Here is a 21998-nt window from a genome sequence, read left to right on the forward strand (position 1 = left end):
TCCCATAAGCAATGCTTATAGTTGAGACGGCTTTATTGCGGGAGATTGCTATGGCTGACCTGCGCAACCTGGAAACCTTCGTCTGGGTCGCCCATCTCGGCGGCTTCCGCGCCGCCGCTGAGCGGCTCAACACCACCCAGCCGGCGGTGTCGCAGCGCATCGCCCTGCTGGAATCCGAACTCGGCGTGAAGCTGTTCGACCGCGAACCGCGCGGCGTGGCGCTGACGCTCAAGGGCAACGAGCTGCTGCCCTATGCCGAGCGCATGCTGCAGCTGCGCGCCGACCTGCTGCAGGCGGCGCGCGAGAAACGCGCCATGCGTGGCGTGGTGCGGCTCGGCGTCGCTGAAACCATCGTGCATACCTGGCTTGCCCGGCTGATCGAGCGCATGCATGCGGTCTATCCGGCGCTGACGCTGGAAATCGAGGTCGATACCTCGCCGATCCTGCGCGAGCGGCTGGTGGCGCATCAGCTCGATATCGCCTTCCTGCTCGGCCCGGTCAGCGAGCCGCGGATCAAGAATGTCGCGCTCTCCAGTTATCCGCTGGCCTGGGTTGCCAGCCCCGATCTGGAGCTCGGGCCCGAACCGGTACCGCTGAGCATGCTGGCCCGCTGGCCGATCATCACCTATCCGCGCAACACCCGGCCGTTCATCACCATCCGCGAAATGATGACGCGCTCTGATCTGCCCAACCTGCGCATGTATGGCAACGCCTCGCTCAGCACCATCGTGCGCATGACGCTGGATCGCATCGGCATCAGCGCGATTCCGCCGGTGGTGATCCGCCGCGAACTGGCCGAGAAACGCCTGCGGCTGGTGCGCGCCGAGCAGAGCCTGCCGGATCTGAATTTCTCCGCCAGCTACCCGCTCAAGCCCGACAGCTACATGGCCGAGGCGGTGGTGGAAATCGCCCGCGAACTGGCGCAGGCAGAGGTGAAACGCCGGAATAAGCAGCGTCGCGCCTGATTTTTAAGCCATAAGAATTTCTTATCGCACTCCATCCGAAACCGCGATTGGACAGCATGGTGCCCGCCATGATGGCATAACCGGATTGTCACATCGGCATGGGGGATTGCATGAATGCGATGACGGCCAGGGTTTACGGCAGCGGCCATGCGGCGCGCCAGGCCGTGCGGCGCGGCGAGCATCGCGGCCCCACCGCCGGCATCGCGCCGGGCTATGTGCAGGGCAATCTCGCCATCCTGCCCAAGGCGCTGGCCGACGATTTCTTCCGCTTCTGCCACTTCAACCCCAAGCCCTGTCCGCTGCTGGCCGCCAGCGAGCCGGGCGATCCGCGCCTGCCGGCCCTGGGCGAGGATGTCGACATCCGCACCGACATTCCGCTTTATCACGTCTGGCGCGATGGCCGGATGGTCGAGGCCGTCTCCGACCTGAAAGCGCTCTGGCGCGACGATCTGGTGGCTTTCCTGATCGGCTGTTCGTTTTCCTTCGAAGAGGCGCTGGTCGAAGATGGCATCCCGCTGCGCCATATCAGCTGCGGCACCAACGTGCCGATGTATCGCACCAGCATCCAGACGCAGCCGGCCGGTCCGTTCCATGGCCCGCTGGTGGTCTCGATGCGGCCGCTGAAGCCCGCCGATGCGATCCGCGCCGTGCAGATCACCTCGCGGTTTCCGGCCGTGCATGGCGCGCCGGTGCATATCGGCAAGCCCGAGCTGATCGGCATCAAAGACATCATGCAGCCCGATTACGGCGATCCGGTCGAGGTGAAGGACGATGAACTGCCGGTCTTCTGGGCCTGCGGCGTCACGCCCCAGTCGGTGATCGCGACGGTGAGGCCGGATTTCTGCATCACCCATGCGCCGGGCCACATGCTGGTCACCGACCTGAAGAACAGCCGTTTAGCGATTCTGTGAGTTTCACCAACCTGGAGGGGAAGAGAATGAAGACCATGATCAAGACGCTGGCTGTTGCCGGCGCGCTGCTGGCCGGCATCGCCGGCCAAGCGATGGCCCAGGACATGCCGAAGACCACGCTGAAGGTGGTCGGCGCCTGGGGCAACCTGACCCAGTACAAGAATTTCGAGCAGCCCTTCTGGTCGAAGGAAATCACCGAGAAATCGAAGGGCGCCATCACCGCCGAGATCACCCCGTTCAACGAAATGGGCCTCAAGGGCGCGGAAATCTTCCGCCTGATGCGCCTGGGCGTGATCGATTTCGGCTCCACCGTGCTGGGTTATGTCGCGGCCGACGATGCCCGCAACGAGGCGGTCGACCTCGCCGGCCTGGCGCCGGACGTGGCCACCGCGCGCAAGATCTCGGATGCCTATAAGCCGGTCTACGACAAGTTCTACCGCGAGCGGTTTGGCGTGCAGGTGCTGGGCATCTGGCCGTATTCGGCCCAGGTGCTGTTCTGCAACGGCGACATCAAGGGCCTGGCCGACCTGAAGGGCAAGAAGGTGCGCACCGGCAACCGCACGCTGGCCGAATTCGTCGAGGCCTTCGGCGGCACCGGCGTCACCATGGCCTTCAACGAGGTGGTGCCCGCCCTGCAGAACAAGGTGGTGGATTGCGCCATCACCGGCACGCTGTCGGGCAACTCGGCCAAGTGGCACGAGGTGGCGACGCATATCTATGCCCTGCCGCTGGGCTGGAGCCACGTAATGCACGGCGTCAACGTCAAGACCTGGGAAAAGCTGAACCCGCAGGTGCGCGCCTTCCTGCAGAAGGAAATCGCCGGCCTGGAAGACCGCATCTGGAAGGCGGCCGCCGAGGAAACCCAGCAGGGCTATGACTGCAATGCCGGCAAGGCCAGCTGCACCATGGGCACCAAGGCCAAGATGACCGTCGTGCCGGTCTCGGATGCCGACAAGGCGCTGCTGAAGAAGGCCCTGACCGACACCGTGCTGCCGAAATGGGCGGCGCGCTGCCAGGGCGACTGCATCGCTACCTTCAACGACAGCATTGGCAAGGTGGTCGGCCTGACCGCCGCAAAGTAAGCTGCCTCCCCGCCGGAGCCCGGTTTTCTCCCCGGGCTCCGGCATTTTTATGTCAGGGTATCGTCCATGATCATGTTGCTGGATCGCTGGCTCGGCCTCGCCGATCGCCTGTCGCGCTATGCCATCTGGGCCGGCGGTGCCCTGGTGCTGGCCTCGGCCTTCCTGGTGTCGGTCGACGTCCTGCTGCGCAAGCTGCTGCTGATCTCGGTCGGCGGCGCCGATGAGCTCTCCGGCTATGCTTTCGCCATCGGCACCGCCTGGGCGCTCGCCTTCACCCTGCTGCGCCGCGCCAATGTGCGCGTCGATGCGCTCTATACCCGGCTGCCGCGCGTGCTCTGCGCCATGCTCGACATCCTTGCGCTGGCTTCCCTCGGCGGCTTCATCGCCCTGCTGACCTGGCAGGCCTGGGATGTGCTCGGCACCTCGATTGCCTTCAGCGCCCGCGCCACCACGCCGCTGCAGACGCCGTTGTGGATGCCGCAATCGCTCTGGGTCATTGGCCTGGCGCTGTTCCTGTTCACCCTGTTGCCATTGCTGCTGCGGGCGCTGTTCGCGCTGCTGGGCGGCGATCTCGACACCGTGCGCCGGCTGGCCGGCGCCCGCACCATCGAGGAAGACGCCGCCGACGAAGCCGCCCATACCGCCAGCCTGAAGCCGCAGGACTGATCCCATGCTCGCCACGTCCCTGATCCTGCTGCTCGTCCTGCTCGCCGCCGCTTTGCCGGTCGCCGGCGCCCTTGGCACGCTGGGCCTGCTGCTCGACAAGCTTTATTCCAAGATGCCGCTCAGCCTGGCGCTGGGCGAGGTGGCCTGGTCGTCCTCGAAGGACTTCCTGCTGGTCTCGATCCCGATGTTCATCCTGCTGGGCGAGATCCTGCTGCGCGCCGGCGTGGCCGAGCGCATGTACGAAGCCATGGTGAAATGGCTGGCCTGGATTCCCGGTGGCCTGATGCATTCCAATATCGGCGCCTGCGCCATCTTCGCCGCCACCTCGGGCTCCAGCGTGGCCACCGCCGCCACCGTCGGCACCGTGGCTTTGCCGCTGGTGAAAAAGCACGGCTATAACGAACGGCTGTTCCTCGGCACCCTGGCGGCCGGTGGCACGCTGGGCATCCTGATCCCGCCGTCGATCAACATCATCATCTACGCGGTGCTGACCGACACCTCGATCCCCAAGCTCTATTTGGCCGGCATCATTCCGGGCCTCGGGCTGGCCGTGCTGTTCATGGTCATGGTCGCCGTGTTCTGCGTCGTGAAACCCGGCTGGGGCGGCCGGACGGTCAGCGTCGGCTGGGGCGAGCGTTTCGCCAGCCTGGTCGACCTGCTGCCGCCGCTCGGCATCTTCCTGGTCGTGGTCGGCTCGATCTATGCCGGCCTCGCCACCCCCACCGAGGCGGCCTCGCTCGGCGTGGTAGCGGCGCTTGGACTGGCGGCGGCCTACAAGCGGCTGTCCATCGCCATGCTGAAGGAGGTGATGGAAAACACCATGCGCACCACCGCCATGGTGATGCTGATCATCGTGGCCGCCTATTTCCTCAATTTCATCATCTCGGCCATCGGGCTGACCACGATGCTGACCGACTACATCGCCGGCCTCGGCCTGTCGAAATTCGAGATGCTGGTTGCCATCGTGGTGTTCTACCTGATCCTGGGCTGCTTCATGGAAACGCTGTCCATGATGATCACCACCATTCCCATCGTGGCGCCGGTGATGTTCGGCCTGGGTTTCGATCCGATCTGGTTCGGGATCGTCATCATCATCCTGATCGAGATGGCGCTGATCACGCCGCCGGTCGGCCTCAACCTTTTCGTCGTGCAGTCGCTGCGTAGCAACGGCACGCTGAATGACGTGATCGCCGGCTCGCTGCCCTTCGTGCTGATGATGATCGCCCTGATCGTGCTGCTGGCGATTTTCCCGGGCATCGCGCTGTGGCTGCCCACCACCTTCGGCTGATTGTGAGGATTCGAGCGTGCTGACTTTCGACCGTCTCTGGCAGGATCGCCGCGACCACGTCGCCGTGCAGATCGACACCCTGATCGTCGCCGGCTGGGCCGGCCGCGACCAGCATGCCATCGAGCATCATATCGAGGAACTGGCCGCCATCGGCGTGCCGAGGCCATCTTCCGTGCCGCTGTTCTACCGCATTGGCACCGGCCAGCTCAGCCAGACCGATCATCTGCAGGTGCTTGGTCCCGACACCTCGGGCGAGGTCGAGCCGGTGGTGGTGTCTCTGGCTGACGGACTCTGGGTCACCGTCGGCTCCGACCATACCGACCGCAAGGCCGAGGCGGCCGGCGTGGCCTTGTCCAAGCAGCTCTGCTCCAAGGTGGTGGCAAAGGCATTGTGGCGCTACGACGAGGTGGCGCCGCACTGGGATGCCCTGATCCTGCGTGCCTGGGCCACCATCGACGGCCAGCGCGTGCTGTACCAGGAAGGCGCCGTCTCCGGCCTGCGCAGCCCGGACGACCTGATGCAGCGCTATTCCAACAGCGCCACCCTGCCGCCCGGTTCGCTGATGTTCGGCGGCACGCTGGGCGCCATCGGCGGCATCCGGCCGGCGGCGCGCTTCGAGATGGAGCTGGAAGACCCGGTGCTCAGGCGCAAAATCGGTCATGCCTACGATATCGAGGCACTTCCGGTTGTCGCCTGAGGCGCGAAGCCGTATGACAGCGGCATGAGCAATTATCCGCAGATTCGCTCTTTCGGCGATACCGGTTTCAGCGTCGAATTCGGCGAGGGCATCGACCGCGCGGTGAATGCGCAGGTGATGGCCCTGCATGCCGCGCTTGGCGAAGCGAAACTGCCCGGCGTGGTCGAGACCATCCCGTCCTTCCGTGCCCTGCTGGTGCAATACGATCCGCTCAACGCATCGCGGGCCGAATTGGAATCGCAGGTGCGCGCCATGCTGGCCGGGCTGAAGGCGTCGCTGCGCACCGGGCGGCTCTGGCGTTTGCCGGTCTGCTACGCGCCCGATCTCGCGCCCGACCTGGCTGACGTAGCCGAACGCTGCAAGCTCAGCCCCGACGCCGTGATCGCCACGCATACCGCCGGGCGCTATTTCGTCTACATGCTCGGTTTCATGCCGGGGCTGGCCTATATGGGCGGGCTGGACGCGTCGCTGCATCTGCCGCGCCGCAAGGAGCCGCGCCTGAAGGTGCCGCAGGGCTCGGTCGCCATCGCGGAATCGATGACCACGATCTATCCCTGGGAAAGCCCGGGCGGCTGGCACCTGATCGGCCGCACGCCGCTCAGGCTCTTTGATGCCGGCCGGTCCGAGCCGATCCTGCTGGCGGCCGGCGACGAGGTCACTTACGCCGCGATCTCGGCCGACGATTATGCCGCGATGCTCAACCGGGTGGAGCAGGGCACATTCGATTACGCGGCACTGCAGGTGAAACCGTGACTGCCGCCGGCTTTCTCGACATCGTCACGCCCGGCCTGATGACCAGCGTGCAGGATCTCGGCCGCTTCGGCGCCCAGGCGCTCGGCATGCCGGTGGCCGGCGCCACCGATCCCATCGCCCTGCGGCTGCTGAACCGCCTCGTTGGCAATCCGGAAAACACGGCGGCACTGGAAATCGGTTATCTCGGCCCGGGCTTCACCGTGGCGGCCGATAGCGTGCGCGTCGCCTTCGGCGGCGTCGCGAAACTCACATTGCAGCCAGCTGACGGATCGGATGCCCGCGGCCTCAAGCCCTGGCGCTCGGTTCTGCTCAAACGCGGCGACCGCCTGACCATCGGCGCCATCGAGGATGCCAGCGTCGCCTGTCTGGCGGTGCAGGGCGGTTTTGCCATTCCGCTGTTCATGGGCAGCCATTCCACCTACATGCGCTCCGGCCTTGGCGGCTTCGAGGGTCGCGCCTTGAGAGCCGGCGACCGCCTGCCGCTGAAGCTGAACGCCGCGCCCGAAGGCGAGGAGCGCGAACTGGCCGACAGTATCGACTACGGCAGCGGGCCGATCCGCGTCGTACTGGGGCCGCAGGACGACCGTTTCACGCCAAAGGGCATCGAGACCTTCCTTTCGGCCACCTATACCGTGACCAAGGAGGCCGACCGCATGGGCCTGCGGCTGGATGGCGAGGTGGTGGAGCATACGCGCGGCGCCGATATCGCCTCCGAAGGCCTGGTCACCGGCTCGATCCAGATTCCCGGCAACGGCAAGCCGATCATCCTGATGGCCGACCGCCAGACCACCGGCGGCTATACCAAGATCGCCACCGTGATCTCGGCCGATCTGCCGCGCGTCGGCCGCATGAAGCCCGGCGACATGCTGAGCTTCCGGGCGATTTCCGTGGCCGAGGCCGAGGCGATCCGCCGCGAACAGGAAAAACAAGTGCGCCGCCTGATCGAGGGTGTCCGCACGGCTCTGCCGGATGTCTGGCTCGATCACAATGCCCTATATACTGTGAACCTGATCAGCGGCGCGGTGGATGCGCCCAGCGGGCATTGGAAATAAAGCGGGCGCTGGAAATAATACGCGGAGACCGGCCATGACCCTGAAGGTGAACCTGAACAGCGATCTGGGCGAAAGCTTCGGCGCCTGGAATATGGGCGACGACGCGGCGATGCTCTCCGTCGTCACCTCGGCCAATGTCGCCTGCGGCTTCCATGCCGGCGACTGGAGCGTGATGCAGGCAACGGTGGCCGAGGCGGTGAAAAACGGCGTTTCCATCGGCGCGCATCCCTCCTATCCCGACCTGCAGGGTTTCGGCCGCCGGCCGATGACCATGAACAACAAAGAGGTCGAAGCCCTGATGGCCTACCAGGTCGGCGCGCTGATGGGCGTGGCCGCCACCAAAGGCGGCAGGGTCACCCATGTGAAGCCGCATGGCGCGATCAACAACAAGGCCGCCACCGACATGGATCTCGCCATGGCGCTGGCGCGCGGCATTGCCGGCGTGTCGAAAGACCTGATCTTCCTCGCGCCGGCCGGTTCGGCCATGGTGCAGGCGGCGCGCAAGATGAATCTGCCGGTGGCGCAGGAGGTCTTCGCTGACCGCAATTACGACGATGACGGCAATCTGGTGCCGCGTGGCCAGCCCAAGGCCATGGTGCATGACAACGATGAGGCGCTGGCGAACGTGCTGCGCATGGTGCAGGAACGCGCCATCGTCTCGCTGTCGGGCAAGCGCATCCCCTGCAATGTCGACTCGATCTGTGTGCATGGCGACAGCGCCGGCGCCGTCGCGATGGCGCGCCATATCCGCGCCGGGCTGGAGCAGGCCGGGGTGAAGATCGTCACTTTGCCCGAGATGCTGGGCTGATCCGCGCTTCCCGCACGGCTATCCCTTGCCAATCCCGGGGCCCTTATCGATGATGAGGGCCCTTTTCTTTTTGCCCGGTCCGTCATGTTCCAGATCGCTCCGCCCATCCTGCCCGGCTGCCTGCTGCTGCGCGCGTCCACCCTGATGCGCGGCGAGGGCTGGTCCAGCCCGGTCTACAGCGAGCGCCAGATGGGCGAGATCGGCATCCATGATCGTTTCATCGACGATTGCATCCATTACGCCGACAAGGCCGGCACGGTGCGCGGCCTGCGCTACCAGCTGGCGCCGGCCAGCCAGGCCCTGCTGCTGCGCGTGCTGCGCGGCCGCATCTATTTCGCCGCGGTCGATGTGCGCCGCTCGTCGGAGACCTTCGGCAAGAGCTTCGAGGGCGCGATCTCCTATATGGGCGCCGAACAGCTTTATGCGATGCCCGGTTTCGCTGTTGGCTGGTGCAGCCTGGAGCCCGCCGTCGAGGTGCTGGTCAAGGCCAGCGCGGCGCCGGATGCCGATCTGGAGCGCGGCATCAACTGGCGTGACCCGGCGCTGGCGATCCAGTGGCCGGTGCGGCCGGCCGAGGCCATCCTGACGCCGCAGGATATCGATCAGCCGATGCTGGCCGATCAGCCCGATCTGCTGGACTGAGATGACGGGCAGCAGGCTGTCCGGCGCCGACACTCCGCGCCTGCAGCGGGCCGATGGCGCGCTGATCCTGCGCATCGCCCCGGCTGCGGTCTCGGTTGTGGCCGACCCGGCCGGCGGCGGCCGCATCGCCGATCTCTATCAGCATGATCCCTGCCGCGCGCTGATGCCATCGCCCGATCCGGGCGAGGCCTTCACCGCCGTGCTGGTCACCACGGCCGGTGGCCTGACCGGCGGCGACCGCCTGCGTCTGGGCGTGACGGTCGAGGCCGGGGCCAATGCCTTGTGCACGCCACAGGCGGCCGAGAAAATCTACCGCGCCGGCCAGGATGACGATGCGGCCGATATCGGCATCACGCTCGCGGTCGGCGCGGGGGGTGCGCTGGAATGGCTGCCGCAGGAGACCATCCTGTTCGACGGCGCGCGGCTGGAGCGCAGCGTCGATATTGATCTGCGGCAGGATGCGCGGCTGCTGGCCGGCGACATCACCGTATTTGGCCGCATCGCGCGCGGCGAACGCCTCACCTGCGGCCGGCTGTTCGACCGCTGGCAGCTGCGGCAAGATGGCCGCCTGCTGTGGCGCGACGCCATCCGGCTGGACGGGGAGAATCTGGTGGCCGCGCTGGCCCATCCGGCCGGTTTCGCCGGGGTGGTGGCCCAGGGCCTGATCCTGGCGCGCCTGCCCGATCCGGCGGGTGCCCGCGACCGCCTGCGCGAAATGCTGCCAGCCGCCGCGCTGCCGGCCGGCAGCCTGTGGGGCGCCACCGTGATCGAGGATCTGCTGCTGATCCGCCTGCTCGATGCTGACGCGGCCCGGCTGCGCCGCCATTTCGGCCTGCTCTGGGCGGCTTTGCGTCCGGGGCTGGGCCGGCCGGCCACCATGCCGCGCCTGTGGCATTTCTGATCCCGGGTCTGATCCCAGGGTAATCCTTGGGCGATTTCTGCACGTATTTTAATCTTTGCCTATTTTTAGACCGCATAAGCCTAAAAAACAGGCTTAAGCGCGCCGAAGTAGTTCACCAGCCATCTGTAGAATCACAGCGGTAGCAATCCGCCCGTGTAACGGCGGCTGTCATATTGCGGCGCGGAATCAGCGCATTACCCGAGGTATCAGGTCATGCCCTCACGGCATTCCCGCCTTGGCACGCTCCTTGCCATTCCAACCCTGTCCGGCTGAGCCCATGGGGGGGCCAGGCCCAACGCAGGAGAGGAAGAGAATGAGCAAGTTCATGCGGACCATGGCCGCAGCAGGCGCGATGCTTGGGGCGGCCGCCCTTGGCGCTCACGGCGCCCAGGCCCAGGACACGATCAAGGTCGGTGTCCTCCATTCGCTGTCTGGCACCATGGCCATTTCGGAGACGACCCTGAAGGACACCGTCCTGATGATGGTCGACGACATCAACAAGAAGGGTGGCCTGCTCGGCAAGAAGGTCGAGGCCGTGGTGGTCGATCCGGCCTCCAACTGGCCGCTGTTCGCCGAGAAGGCGCGCGAGCTGATTTCCAAGGAAAAGGTCTCGGTGGTGTTCGGCTGCTGGACCTCGGTCTCGCGCAAGTCGGTGCTGCCGGTCTTCGAGGAGCTGAACAGCATGCTGTTCTACCCCGTCCAGTATGAGGGCGAGGAAAGCTCGAAGAACGTGTTCTACACCGGCGCCGCGCCGAACCAGCAGGCGATTCCGGCGGTCGAGTATCTGATGGGCAAGGATGGCGGCGAGGTGAAGCGCTGGGTGCTGGCCGGCACCGACTACGTCTATCCGCGCACCACCAACAAGATTCTGGAAGCCTTCCTGAAGTCGAAAGGCGTGAAGCCGGAAGACATCATGATCAACTACACGCCGTTTGGTCATTCCGACTGGCAGACCATCGTGGCGGATATCAAGAAGTTCGCCTCGGCCGGCAAGAAGACCGCGGTGGTCTCCACCATCAACGGCGATGCCAACGTGCCGTTCTACAAGGAACTGGCCAACGCGGGCATCAAGGCTTCCGACATTCCGGTCGTCGCCTTCTCGGTCGGCGAGGAAGAGCTGGCCGGCATCGACACCAAGAACCTGGTCGGCCACTTGGCGGCCTGGAACTATTTCCAGTCGGTGAAGAATCCGGTCAACGACGGCTTCATCAAGCAGTGGAAGACCTTCATCAAGAACGACAAGCGCGTCACCAACGATCCCATGGAAGCCACCTATATCGGCTTCAAGATGTGGGCGCAGGCGGTGGCCCAGGCCGGCACCACCAATGTGGATGCGGTGCGGCAGGCCATGTATGGCCAGAAGGTCAAGGCGCCGTCGGGCTTCACCGCGGTGATGAACACCAACCATCACCTCTCCAAGCCGGTCTATATCGGCGAGATCCGCCCGGACGGCCAGTTCAACGTGGTGTGGAAGACCAAGGGCCCGGTGAAGGCCGATGCCTGGTCGAAATACATCCCGGAAAGCGCCAAGCTGACCGCCGACTGGACCTTCCCGTGGGTCTGCGGCAACTGCGAGAAGCCGAAATACGCGGCCCTCGCGAACTGAGCCCAGCGTAATGGCGACCGGCCCCTTCCTCCGTCTTCCGGCGCGGGAAGGGGCCGGCACCGCCCGCGCCGGACTCGATTCGGCCGACATCAACGCCAGAAGAATCATAAAAACCGTTTTAAACCGTCTGGTCCCGATGAACCGTTTTTTGCCCCTTCTGATGGTCGCGCTGATGCTGGCGCTGCTGGCCATGATGCGCCCGGCGCATGCCCAGGACCTGGCCGCCGCCCTGGCCGGCCTGGCCGACAGCGACCCCAGGCCCGCCATCACCGCGCTGACCGCCAGCGACGACGAGAAGGCGAAAGCCGCGCTGGCGGCGCTGGCCCAGGGCAATCTCTATCTGCGGCTGGCCGACAATGCCGTGGTGATCGGCGAGAAGGACGGCGAGATGGTCGTCGTCACCAATGCCGCCACCGGCGACATCGAGGACATGGCCCGGCCCGACGAGCTGCAGCCCATCACGCTGTCCGAGGATGCCCGCGCCCTGCTGGGCGATGCCGGCGCGGCGGCGCAAGGCGGCGGCCCGCTCGATTTCGCCGGCGCCGTGGCGGCGCTCAAGGCCGACAATTTCGCCGACAAGGCCAGGGCGATCGATGCCTTCACCGTGCTGGCCGATCCGCGCGCCATTCCCGTATTCCAGGCTTTGGCCGATGGCCGGCTGTTCGTGCGCAAAAGCGACGGCGCCGTCGTGATCGGCAATGCCAGTGGCAACGACGTGGCGCTCACCGACGCCGTCTCCCAGGAGAAGGCCGGCATTGTCGCGCCGGCCGCGCTCGATGTGATTTTCGTCAACAACAACCTGCGCAACGTGCTGCGCGAGGCGGTTGGCCGGCTTGGCCTGGCCAGCCCCGATCCGGCCCAGCGCCGCGCCGCGGCCAATGCCCTGCTCGATGCCGCCACGCCCGATACCGTGGCCCTGCTGCGCGAGGCTTTCGCCAAAGAGTCCAACGGCGCCGCCAAATCCGCCATGGCGCTCAGCCTCGCCGCCGTCGAGCTTGCCGATGCCGACAAGACCAGGCGCCTGCTGGCGATCCAGGTTCTGAGCGGCTCCTCCGACCTGCGCGTGCGCGCCCTGCTGCAGGCGCGCTTGAGCCAGGAAAGCGAACCGGACGTGAAGGCCGCGCTCGATGCCGCCTTCGACAGGCTGCAATTCAAGCTGCAGCTCTACGGCTATGCCGAGAACCTGGTGCAGGGCATCTCGCTCGGCTCGGTGCTGCTGCTGGCCGCCGTTGGCCTGGCCATCACCTTCGGCGTCATGGGCATCATCAACATGGCGCATGGCGAGATGATCATGCTCGGCGCCTATTCGGCTTACGTGACACAGGAGGTATTCCGCGCCTTCCTGCCGCCCTCCTGGATCGGCGCCTATCTGATCGCCGCCTTGCCCGTCGCCTTCCTGGTCGCGGCCGCCATCGGCATCGCGCTGGAGCGCGGCGTGATCCGTTTCCTCTACGGCCGGCCGCTCGAGACCATGCTGGCCACCTGGGGCATCAGCCTGATCCTGCAGCAGACGGTGCGCGCCATTTTCGGCGCCCCCAACAAGGAAGTCGCCAATCCCGAATGGATGACCGGCGCGCTGGAGCTGGCCGGCGGCTTCGCCATCACCTGGAATCGCATCTACATCATCATCTTCTGCTTCGCCGTGCTGGGCCTGATCGTGCTGATCCTGCGCCGCACCAGTTTCGGCCTGCATATGCGCGCGGTGACGCAGAACCGCGCCATGGCCGACGTGATGGGCATTCCTACCGCCCGCGTCGACGCGCTCACCTTCGGGCTGGGCTCGGGCATCGCCGGCATGGCCGGCGTGGCGCTCAGCCAGATCGGCAATGTCTCGCCCAATCTCGGCACCATCTATATCGTCGATAGTTTCCTGGTCGTGGTGTTCGGCGGCGTCGGCAACCTGATGGGCACCCTGGTCGGCGCGCTTACGCTCGGCGTGGTCAACAAGCTGCTCGAGCCGGTGGCCGGCGCGGTGCTGGGCAAGGTCGTGGTGCTGGTCTGCATCATCCTGTTCATCCAGAAACGCCCGCGCGGGCTGTTCGCCGCCAAGGGACGCTCCGCCGATGCTTGATAAGACCGGGCATGACGACCTGAAACTGCTGGCGCGGCCAAAGCCGCTGCTCGACCGGCGCGGCTGGGCCGCCTTCCTGGCCATTGGCTTCGTGCTGATCGTGCTGGTGCCGCTGTTCAACTTGGCTCCCGCCACGGGCTCGGCCCTGCATCTGCCGGGCTACCTGATCCCGCTGCTCGGCAAATACGCCTGCTATGCCATCCTGGCGCTCAGCCTCGATCTGGTCTGGGGCTATGCCGGCATCCTGAGCCTCGGCCATGGCGCCTTCTTCGCGCTCGGCGGTTATGCCATGGGCATGTACCTGATGCGCCAGATCGGCACCCGTGGCGTCTATGGCCATCCCGAACTGCCCGATTTCATGGTCTTCCTGAACTGGAAGGAGTTGCCCTGGTACTGGCATGGCTTCGACAGCTTTCCCTTCGCGCTGCTGATGGTGTTCCTGGTGCCGGGCCTGCTGGCGCTGGTGCTGGGCTGGTTCGCCTTCCGCTCGCGCGTCACCGGCGTCTACATCTCCATTGTCACCCAGGCGATGACCTTTGCCCTGCTGCTCGCCTTTTTCCGCAACGACATGGGCTTCGGCGGCAATAACGGCCTGACCGATTTCAAGGACATCCTCGGCTTCCCGGTGCAGGCGCCGGAAACCCGTATCGGGCTCTATGTCGCCTCGGTGCTCAGCCTGGGCCTGTGCTTCCTGCTCTGCCGCTTCGTCACCCGTTCCAAGCTCGGTCGTGTACTGCTGGCAGTGCGCGATGCCGAAAGCCGCGTACGCTTCCTCGGCTATTCGCCCACCTCGGCGAAACTCTTCGCCTTCGTGCTCTCGGCTTTGCTGGCCGGACTGGCCGGCGCGCTCTACGTGCCGCAGGTCGGCATCATCAACCCGAGCGAATTCTCGCCGGCCAACTCGATCGAGGTCGCCATCTGGGTGGCGGTCGGCGGCCGCGGCACGCTGTATGGCGCCATCCTCGGCGGCGTGCTGATCAACCTGGTCAAGACCTGGCTCACCGGCGCGGCGCCCGAGCTCTGGCTCTTTGTGCTGGGCGCGTTGTTCGTCGCCTCCACCCTGCTGTTCCCGAAGGGCATCGTCGGCCTGGTTGGCCAGTGGCAGGCCTGGCGCGCCGAACGGCGCAGTTATCAGTCGGCAACGCCGGCGGAAAAGGCGGCTGAATGATGCGCCCCGCCATGCCGCCGCCCACGCCGCTTGTTGAACCCGCCACCGCCGGCATCGCGCCCGACGTGGTGCACAAGCCGCGCGTCTCCGATACCCAGCTTTATCTCGATGGCGTCACGGTGTCTTTTGATGGCTTCAAGGCGATCAACAACCTCGCCCTGATGGTGGCGCCGGGCGAGCTGCGCACCATCATCGGCCCGAACGGCGCCGGCAAGACCACGATGATGGACATCATCACCGGCAAGACCCGGCCCGATGCGGGCGAGGTGCTGTTCGCCGGCCGCGTCGACCTGACCAAGCTGGACGAGACCGAGATCGCCAATCTGGGCATCGGCCGCAAGTTCCAGAAACCCACGGTGTTCGAGAATCTCACCGTGTTCGAGAATTTCGAGCTGGCCCTGAAGGCGCCGCGCGGCTCCTTCCGCACGCTCACGGCAAGGCTGGATTCGGAAGCGCTGGATCGCATCGCCTGGGCGCTGGACACCGTGGGGCTTGCCGCCAAGCTGCGCGACCAGGCCGGCGCGCTCAGCCACGGCCAGAAGCAGTGGCTCGAGATCGGCATGCTGCTGGTGCAGGACACTCAGTTGATCCTGCTCGACGAGCCGGTGGCCGGCATGACCGACGCCGAAACCAAACAGACCGCCGAGCTGATCCTGTCGCTGAAGGGCGAACGCACGCTGGTGGTGGTGGAGCACGACATGGAATTCGTGCGCGACCTCGGCGCGCGGGTCACCGTGCTGCACGAGGGCAGCGTGCTGTCGGAAGGCAGCGTCGACCACGTGCAGAACGATCCGCGCGTCATTGAAGTTTACTTGGGGCGTTGACCGTCATGCTGCAGGCCGAAGGCATCAATCTCTATTACGGCGCCAGCCATGCCCTGCGCGATGTGGCGCTGACGGCCGAAGCGGGCAAAATCACCTGCGTGCTGGGCCGCAACGGCGTGGGCAAGACCTCGCTGATGCGCGCCCTGGTCGGCCTGCAGGGCCTGCGCAGCGGCAGCATCCTGTGGGAAGGCGAGGATATCGTCGGGCTGAAGCCGCATGAGCGCGCCCGGCGCGGCATCGCCATGGTGCCGCAGGGCCGCGAGATTTTCCCGCGCCTGACCGTCTACGAGAACCTCGAGACCGGCCTGGCGCCGCTGCCCCGGGCCGCGCGCAGCATCGACGACGAGATTTTTGCCCTGTTTCCCGTGCTGCACGAGATGCGCAACCGCCGCGGCGGCGATCTTTCGGGGGGACAGCAGCAGCAGCTGGCGATCGCGCGGGCCCTGGTCACGCGCCCCCGGCTGCTGCTGCTGGACGAACCCACTGAAGGCATCCAGCCCTCGATCATCAAGGATATCGGCCGGGTGATCCGCAGCCTGGCCGACCGCGGCACCATGGCCATCGTGCTGGTCGAGCAGTATTTCGACTTCGCCAAGGCGCTGGCCGACCGCTTCATCCTGCTGCAGCGTGGTGAAGTCGTGGTCGAAGGCGACGCATCCCGACTGGAAGGCGACGACGTCCGCCGCTATCTTACCGTCTGAATTCAGTCTGCCAGGGGGAGCGCCGCGGCATGAATCTCACGCCCCGCGAAAAGGATAAATTGCTGGTCGCCATGGCGGCCATGGTGGCGCGCCGCCGGCTGGAGCGCGGCGTGAAGCTGAACCATCCCGAGGCCGTCGCCCTGATCACCGACTATGTGGTGGAAGGCGCCCGCGACGGCCGGAGCGTGGCCGAGCTGATGCGCGACGGCGCCAGCGTGATCACCCGCGACCAGGTGATGGAGGGCATCCCCGAGATGATCCACGAGATCCAGGTCGAAGCCACCTTCCCCGACGGCACCAAGCTGGTGACCGTGCATGATCCGATCCGGTGATGGCGCGCGCCCTCTTCAACCTTCATATTCGTCATGGCACGGCTTGGCCGTGCCATCCACGAGTTTCTTTTTTGGATTGGTCAAGAAAACAACTCATCGATGCCACGCCCAAGGCGTGGCATGACGGTTAAGGCATAAGGGGAAACGCATGATACCCGGTGAAATCATCACGGCCCCCGGCGAGATCGAGCTGAATGCCGGCCGGCCGACCGTGACTCTTGACGTCGCCAATACCGGCGACCGGCCGATCCAGGTCGGCAGTCACTACCATTTCTTCGAGACCAACCCGGCGCTGAAGTTTGACCGCGAGAAGGCGCGCGGCATGCGGCTCGACATCGCCGCCGGCACCGCCGTGCGCTTCGAGCCGGGCCAGACGCGGACCGTGTCGCTGGTGGCCTATGCCGGCAAACGCAACGTCTACGGCTTCCGCGCCGCGATCATGGGCACGCTCAGGTAACAGGGACACACGCCATGGCCATCCGCATTCCCCGTTCCGCCTATGCCGGCATGTATGGCCCCACATTGGGCGACAGGGTGCGGCTGGCCGATACCGAGCTGTTCATCGAGGTCGAGAAGGATTTCACCGCCCAGCCTCCGGTCCATGCGCCCAGCAAAGGCCATCCGGACGGTTATGCCGCCAACACGCCGCTCTATGGCGAGGAAGTGAAATTCGGCGGCGGCAAGGTGATCCGCGACGGCATGGGCCAGAGCCAGGTCACCAGCGCGGCCGGCGCGGTCGATACCGTGATCACCAACGCGCTGATCCTGGATCACTGGGGCATCGTGAAGGCCGATATCGGGCTGAAGAACGGCCGCATCGTCGGCATCGGCAAGGCCGGCAACCCCGACATCCAGCCCGGCGTCGACATCATCATCGGTCCCGGCACCGAGGCGATCGCGGGCGAGGGCAAGATCGTCACCGCCGGCGGCTTTGATGCCCATATCCATTTCATCGCCCCGCAGCAGATCGAGGAAGCCCTTTACTCGGGTGTCACCACCATGATGGGTGGCGGCACCGGCCCGGCGGCCGGCACCTCGGCCACCACCTGCACGCCCGGCCCGTTCCACATCATGCGCATGCTGCAGGCGGCCGAGGCCTTCCCGATGAATATCGGTTTCCTCGGCAAGGGCAACGCGGCCCTGCCGGATGCCCTGGTCGAGCAGGTCGCCGCCGGCGCCTGCGGCCTCAAACTGCACGAGGACTGGGGCACCACGCCGGCCGCCATCGACAACTGCCTGAACGTGGCCGAGTTGCATGACATCCAGGTGGCGATCCATACCGATACGCTGAACGAAAGCGGCTTCGTCGAGGATACCATCGCCGCCTTCAAACACCGCACCATCCATGCCTTCCACACCGAAGGCGCCGGCGGCGGCCATGCGCCCGACATCATTCGTGTGGCCGGCCTGGCCAACGTGCTGCCCTCATCGACCAACCCGACCATGCCCTACACGGTCAACACCGTGGACGAGCATCTCGACATGCTGATGGTCTGCCACCATCTCGACCAGAAGATCCCGGAAGACGTCGCCTTCGCCGACAGCCGCATCCGGCGCGAGACCATTGCCGCGGAAGACATCCTGCACGACCTGGGCGCCTTCTCGATGATGTCGTCCGACAGCCAGGCCATGGGCCGGGTCGGCGAGGTGATCATCCGCACCTGGCAGACCGCCGACAAGATGAAGAAGCAGCGCGGCCGGCTGCCCGAGGAAACCGGCGACAACGACAACCTGCGCGCCAAGCGCTACATCGCCAAATACACCATCAACCCGGCGCTCAGCCACGGCGTGGCGCACGAGATCGGCTCGGTCGAGATCGGCAAGTTCGCCGACCTGGTGATCTGGTCGCCGGCCTTTTTCGGCGTGAAGCCCGACATGGTGCTGAAGGGCGGCAGCATTGCGGCTGCGCCGATGGGCGATCCCAACGCCTCGATCCCGACGCCGCAGCCGGTGCATTACCGCCCGATGTTCGCCAGCTTCGGCCGCAACATGGTGCAGAGCAGCCTCACCTTCGTCAGCCAGGCCGGGCTGGATAACAACATCGCCGCGAAATTCGGGCTGCAGCGCCCGCTGGTGGCGGTGAAGGGCTGCCGCACGGTCACCAAGGCCGACATGGTGCATAACAACTACATGCCCAAAATCGAGGTCGATCCGGAAACCTATGTCGTGCGCGCCGACGGCCAGCTGCTCACCTGCGAACCGGCGAAAGTGCTCGCCATGGCGCAGCGATATTTCCTGTTTTGAGATGTCTGCCGTCCGCGCACGCAAACAAAAACCGTCATGGCACGGCTTGGCCGTGCCATCCACGAGTTGTTTAAAAGGATACTCGTGGATGCTCGGGCCCAAGAATGCTCATTGGCCGAGCATGACGAAAAGTGAGTAGCTGATGCTGAAAGCCACCGCCGTCATCCCCGCTGGTCACTGGCCCGCGCCTGAGCGCCGCGCCACCGTCACGCTGGCGCATCACGACCGCCATCGCCGCCGCATCCGCCTCACCGCCGATGACGGCAGCGCCGTCCTGCTCGACCTGGCCGAAGCCACGGTGCTGCGCCATGGCGACGGATTGCAGCTTGAGACTGGCGGTTATGTCGAGGTGCGGGCCGCGCCCGAGCCGCTGGTGGAGGTGCGCGCGGGATCGCCGGAGCTGCTCGCCCGGCTGGCCTGGCATCTGGGCAACCGCCATCTTCCTGCTGAAATTCACGCGGATTGCATTCTCATCCGCGACGACCATGTGATCGTCGACATGCTGAAAGGCCTCGGCGCGCAGGTGCAGGCCGTGGAGGCGCCCTTCGATCCCGAAGGCGGCGCCTATGGCCAGCACAACCACGATCCGGCGCATCCCTATGGCCTCGGCTCGCGCTATGGCAAGGGCGGCGAGCATGAGCACAGCCATGGCGGTCATGCCCATGTGCATCCCCATGCCGACGATCCCGGGCACGAGCACGATCACAGCCACGATCATGACCACAAGCATTGAATCAGGCAGTATTGAGCCGGGCGATCTGTATCGCCTGCTGGCCTGGTTCTCGCCCAGTTATCCGATCGGCGCTTTCTCCTACAGCCACGGCATCGAATTCGCCGTCGAAACCGGCCGGGTGAAAACCGCCGCCGATCTCAGCCAGTGGATCGGCCACATCCTGCGCCATGGCGCAGGATGGGTCGATGCCGTGCTGCTGAAGGAGGCTTACATGGCCGCCGGTAAATCAGAAGGGGGTGATGCCGCGCGGCTGGAGGAGTTGGCCGATCTCGCCGCCGCCTGGCGCGGCACGGCCGAAACCGCGCTGGAAAGCGCGCAGCAGGGCGGCTCCTTCGTCATGGTCACCCGTGCCGCCTGGGGGCATCCCGCCATCGACGCCTTTGCCGCCGCGCGCGGCGAGCGGCCCATCGCGCTCAGCATCGCGCTCGGCGTGGCGGCCGCCGCGCATAAACTGCCGCTGCGCCCGGTGCTGGCCGCCGCTTTGCATGCCTTTGCCGCCAATCTGGTTTCGGCGGCCGTGCGCCTGATTCCGCTGGGCCAGACCGACGGCCAGCGCGCCCTCAGCGCGCTGTTGCCGGTGGTGGAAAGCGTGGCAGACTGCGCGCTGGCCTGTCCGCTGGATGAGTGCGGCACGGCGGCGCCGATGGTCGACCTGATGTCGATGTTACACGAAACCCAGTATACGAGGCTGTTCCGCTCATGAGTTCGTCAAATCCACTCCGCGTTGGTATCGGTGGTCCTGTGGGGTCCGGCAAAACCGCGCTGGTCGAACGGCTCTGTCGTTATCTGCGCGACGACTGGAACATCGCCGTCGTCACCAACGACATTTATACGAAGGAAGATGCCGAATTCCTCACCCGCGCCGGTGCGCTCGATCCGGCGCGCATCGCCGGCGTCGAGACCGGCGGCTGCCCGCATACGGCGATCCGCGAGGATGCTTCGATCAACCTCGCCGCCGTGGCCGACATGCAGAAGAAATTCCCCGGCCTCGACGTGATCTTCGTCGAATCCGGCGGCGACAACCTGGCGGCGACGTTTTCGCCCGAGCTGGCCGACATCACCATCTACGTGATCGACGTTTCGGCCGGCGACAAGATTCCGCGCAAGGGCGGCCCGGGCATCACGCGTTCCGACCTGCTGGTGATCAACAAGATCGACCTCGCGCCGCTGGTCGGCGCCTCGCTGGAGGTGATGGATCGCGATTCCAAGAAGATGCGTGGCCAGCGCCCCTTCATCTTCGCCAACCTCAAAGCCGAGCAGGGCGTCGCTGAAATCGCCGACTTCATCCTGAAAAGCGGTGGGCTGAAGGAATAGGCCGCTCATACGCATTTATGCAAAGCCTGCAATGGGCGAGACGCTGTAATGCCGGCATGTTAAAACGCGGGCAGCGCTGTCTTCCGACTCGGGTTCGCACCATGTTGCAGACTGTTGTCGCCGCCCTCGATCCGCGCCGCCGGCGCGACCGAAAATCCTACCTCATCCTGAATGCGATCCTGCTGATCCTGTTTTTCCTGCTGCCGTATCCGCTGTACGAAGTGTGGGAGCTGCTCGACGCGGCCCATGGCGGTGAGGGCTATGCCGCGCTGGCCTTCGAAATCGTTTTCTACGCGATTCAGCTTGTCCTGATCGCGGTGGGCGTGCTGCTCGCGGCGCAGCGTTGCCATGATACCGACCGCTCCGGCTGGAAGGCGTTGTTCATCCTGGTGCCGATCCTGGGCCTCGCCTTCTGGATCGCCCTGTTTTTCTTTCCCGGCACGCCCGGCCCGAACCGCTACGGCCCCGATCCGCTCGGGCGACAGCCGCTGGCTCCTGAGCCGGCCACCTAGGCAGTAGCCTTTTCCGGTTTTGTCCGGCTATCCTGTGCAAAACAAACACGGGAGGAATCATGCCGGATAAGGCGACTGAAAAGACTGTGGAGCGTACCGCCGCCATTGACGCCATCCTCAGCCGCGCCCCGGTGATCCCGGTGCTGGTGGTGGAGGATGCCACCCAGGCCGTGCCGCTGGCCAAGGCGCTGGTGGCAGGCGGATTGTCCGTGCTGGAAATCACCCTGCGTTCGGCGGCGGCCCTGGAGGCGATCAAACGCATCGCGGCCGAGGTGCCCGAGGCCGTGGTCGGCGCCGGCACGGTGCTGAATGCCGCGCAGTTTGCTGCCGCGCAGTTGGCCGGAGCCAAATTCGTCATTTCGCCCGGCGCGACAGACGCGCTGTATTACACGGCGAAAGATACCGGCCTGCCCTATCTGCCGGCGGTGGCCACGGCATCCGAGGTCATGCGCGCGCTGGAGCAGGGTTTCACCCGCGCCAAGTTCTTCCCCGCCGAGGCGATGGGCGGCATCCGGGCCTTGCAGAGCCTGGCCGGGCCCTTCCCGCAGATGCGCTTCTGCCCCACCGGCGGCATCACCGAGGCCAATCTTGCCGCCTATGCCGCTTTGCCCAACGTCGCCAGCGTCGGCGGCTCCTGGCTGGCGCCGGCCGACAAGCTGGCCGCCGGCGACTGGGCCGGCATCACCGCGATCGCCAAACGCGCGGTGCAGATCGCGAAAGGAGCCTAA

The 21998-nt window shown here is 65.7% G+C and carries 24 protein-coding genes; all 24 read left to right on the forward strand.

Going from position 1 to position 21998, the window contains the following annotated elements:
* The first annotated feature begins 50 nt into the window (after positions 1-50).
* Complete coding sequence (locus Q1J79_RS15620) at positions 51-965, forward strand: LysR family transcriptional regulator (RefSeq protein WP_300302158.1); 915 nt, start codon at positions 51-53, stop codon at positions 963-965.
* A 110-nt stretch (positions 966-1075) separates the two neighbouring features.
* Positions 1076-1876, forward strand: coding sequence for a putative hydro-lyase (locus Q1J79_RS15625; protein WP_300302161.1), 801 nt, complete (start codon positions 1076-1078; stop codon positions 1874-1876).
* Between the two features lie 26 nt (positions 1877-1902).
* Entirely contained in the window at positions 1903-2958 is a 1056-nt protein-coding gene (locus Q1J79_RS15630) for a TRAP transporter substrate-binding protein (protein WP_300302164.1), read from the forward strand.
* 66 nt (positions 2959-3024) lie between these two features.
* A complete protein-coding gene (locus tag Q1J79_RS15635; RefSeq protein ID WP_300302167.1) occupies positions 3025-3624 on the forward strand; it encodes a TRAP transporter small permease subunit in 600 nt (199 codons plus the stop codon).
* A 4-nt stretch (positions 3625-3628) separates the two neighbouring features.
* The gene (locus tag Q1J79_RS15640) at positions 3629-4912 is read left to right on the forward strand and encodes a TRAP transporter large permease (RefSeq protein WP_300302170.1); all 1284 of its coding nucleotides are present in this window, start codon (positions 3629-3631) and stop codon (positions 4910-4912) included.
* Positions 4913-4928: 16 nt separating this feature from the next.
* On the forward strand, positions 4929-5609 hold the full coding sequence (locus Q1J79_RS15645) for a DUF2848 domain-containing protein (RefSeq protein WP_300302173.1): 681 nt from the start codon (positions 4929-4931) through the stop codon (positions 5607-5609).
* A gap of 24 nt (positions 5610-5633) precedes the next feature.
* Entirely contained in the window at positions 5634-6362 is a 729-nt protein-coding gene (gene pxpB / locus Q1J79_RS15650) for a 5-oxoprolinase subunit PxpB (RefSeq protein WP_300302176.1), read from the forward strand.
* A complete protein-coding gene (locus Q1J79_RS15655) occupies positions 6359-7414 on the forward strand; it encodes a biotin-dependent carboxyltransferase family protein (protein ID WP_300302179.1) in 1056 nt (351 codons plus the stop codon). The genes pxpB and Q1J79_RS15655 overlap by 4 nt, the downstream gene beginning before the upstream one ends.
* 34 nt (positions 7415-7448) lie before the next feature.
* Complete coding sequence (locus tag Q1J79_RS15660) at positions 7449-8222, forward strand: LamB/YcsF family protein (protein ID WP_300302182.1); 774 nt, start codon at positions 7449-7451, stop codon at positions 8220-8222.
* Positions 8223-8306: 84 nt separating this feature from the next.
* Positions 8307-8864 carry a dTDP-4-dehydrorhamnose 3,5-epimerase family protein gene (locus Q1J79_RS15665; RefSeq protein ID WP_300302185.1) on the forward strand — a complete coding sequence of 186 codons (558 nt, stop codon included), beginning with the start codon at positions 8307-8309 and terminating at the stop codon, positions 8862-8864.
* 1 nt (position 8865) lies between these two features.
* On the forward strand, positions 8866-9765 hold the full coding sequence (locus Q1J79_RS15670; RefSeq protein WP_300302187.1) for an urease accessory protein UreD: 900 nt from the start codon (positions 8866-8868) through the stop codon (positions 9763-9765).
* Between the two features lie 334 nt (positions 9766-10099).
* The gene (gene urtA / locus Q1J79_RS15675) at positions 10100-11371 is read left to right on the forward strand and encodes an urea ABC transporter substrate-binding protein (RefSeq protein WP_367182994.1); all 1272 of its coding nucleotides are present in this window, start codon (positions 10100-10102) and stop codon (positions 11369-11371) included.
* 136 nt (positions 11372-11507) lie between these two features.
* On the forward strand, positions 11508-13442 hold the full coding sequence (urtB, locus tag Q1J79_RS15680; RefSeq protein ID WP_300302193.1) for an urea ABC transporter permease subunit UrtB: 1935 nt from the start codon (positions 11508-11510) through the stop codon (positions 13440-13442).
* Positions 13435-14610 (forward strand): urea ABC transporter permease subunit UrtC, encoded by a 1176-nt coding sequence (urtC, locus tag Q1J79_RS15685; protein ID WP_300302196.1) that lies wholly within the window; start codon positions 13435-13437, stop codon positions 14608-14610. Before urtB ends, urtC begins: the two co-directional genes overlap by 8 nt.
* Positions 14607-15434, forward strand: coding sequence for an urea ABC transporter ATP-binding protein UrtD (urtD, locus tag Q1J79_RS15690; protein ID WP_300302199.1), 828 nt, complete (start codon positions 14607-14609; stop codon positions 15432-15434). Before urtC ends, urtD begins: the two co-directional genes overlap by 4 nt.
* A 5-nt stretch (positions 15435-15439) precedes the next feature.
* Complete coding sequence (gene urtE, locus Q1J79_RS15695) at positions 15440-16135, forward strand: urea ABC transporter ATP-binding subunit UrtE (protein ID WP_300302202.1); 696 nt, start codon at positions 15440-15442, stop codon at positions 16133-16135.
* Between the two features lie 29 nt (positions 16136-16164).
* Positions 16165-16467: an urease subunit gamma gene (locus Q1J79_RS15700; RefSeq protein ID WP_300302205.1), complete on the forward strand. Its 303-nt coding sequence runs from the start codon at positions 16165-16167 to the stop codon at positions 16465-16467.
* 148 nt (positions 16468-16615) lie between these two features.
* The gene (locus tag Q1J79_RS15705; RefSeq protein ID WP_300302209.1) at positions 16616-16924 is read left to right on the forward strand and encodes an urease subunit beta; all 309 of its coding nucleotides are present in this window, start codon (positions 16616-16618) and stop codon (positions 16922-16924) included.
* 14 nt (positions 16925-16938) lie between these two features.
* Positions 16939-18711, forward strand: a complete 1773-nt coding sequence (gene ureC / locus Q1J79_RS15710; protein WP_300302212.1) for an urease subunit alpha — start codon at positions 16939-16941, stop codon at positions 18709-18711.
* Between the two features lie 142 nt (positions 18712-18853).
* Positions 18854-19444 (forward strand): urease accessory protein UreE, encoded by a 591-nt coding sequence (locus tag Q1J79_RS15715; protein ID WP_300302215.1) that lies wholly within the window; start codon positions 18854-18856, stop codon positions 19442-19444.
* Positions 19428-20147, forward strand: a complete 720-nt coding sequence (locus Q1J79_RS15720) for an urease accessory protein UreF (RefSeq protein WP_300302218.1) — start codon at positions 19428-19430, stop codon at positions 20145-20147. The genes Q1J79_RS15715 and Q1J79_RS15720 overlap by 17 nt, the downstream gene beginning before the upstream one ends.
* On the forward strand, positions 20144-20758 hold the full coding sequence (ureG, locus tag Q1J79_RS15725) for an urease accessory protein UreG (RefSeq protein ID WP_300302221.1): 615 nt from the start codon (positions 20144-20146) through the stop codon (positions 20756-20758). The genes Q1J79_RS15720 and ureG overlap by 4 nt, the downstream gene beginning before the upstream one ends.
* Positions 20759-20859: 101 nt before the next feature.
* Positions 20860-21270 (forward strand): DUF805 domain-containing protein, encoded by a 411-nt coding sequence (locus tag Q1J79_RS15730; protein WP_300302223.1) that lies wholly within the window; start codon positions 20860-20862, stop codon positions 21268-21270.
* Positions 21271-21329: 59 nt separating this feature from the next.
* Positions 21330-21998, forward strand: coding sequence for a bifunctional 4-hydroxy-2-oxoglutarate aldolase/2-dehydro-3-deoxy-phosphogluconate aldolase (eda, locus tag Q1J79_RS15735; protein WP_300302224.1), 669 nt, complete (start codon positions 21330-21332; stop codon positions 21996-21998).

The organism is Ferrovibrio sp., from assembly GCF_029255545.1.
Lineage (GTDB): Bacteria > Pseudomonadota > Alphaproteobacteria > Ferrovibrionales > Ferrovibrionaceae > Ferrovibrio.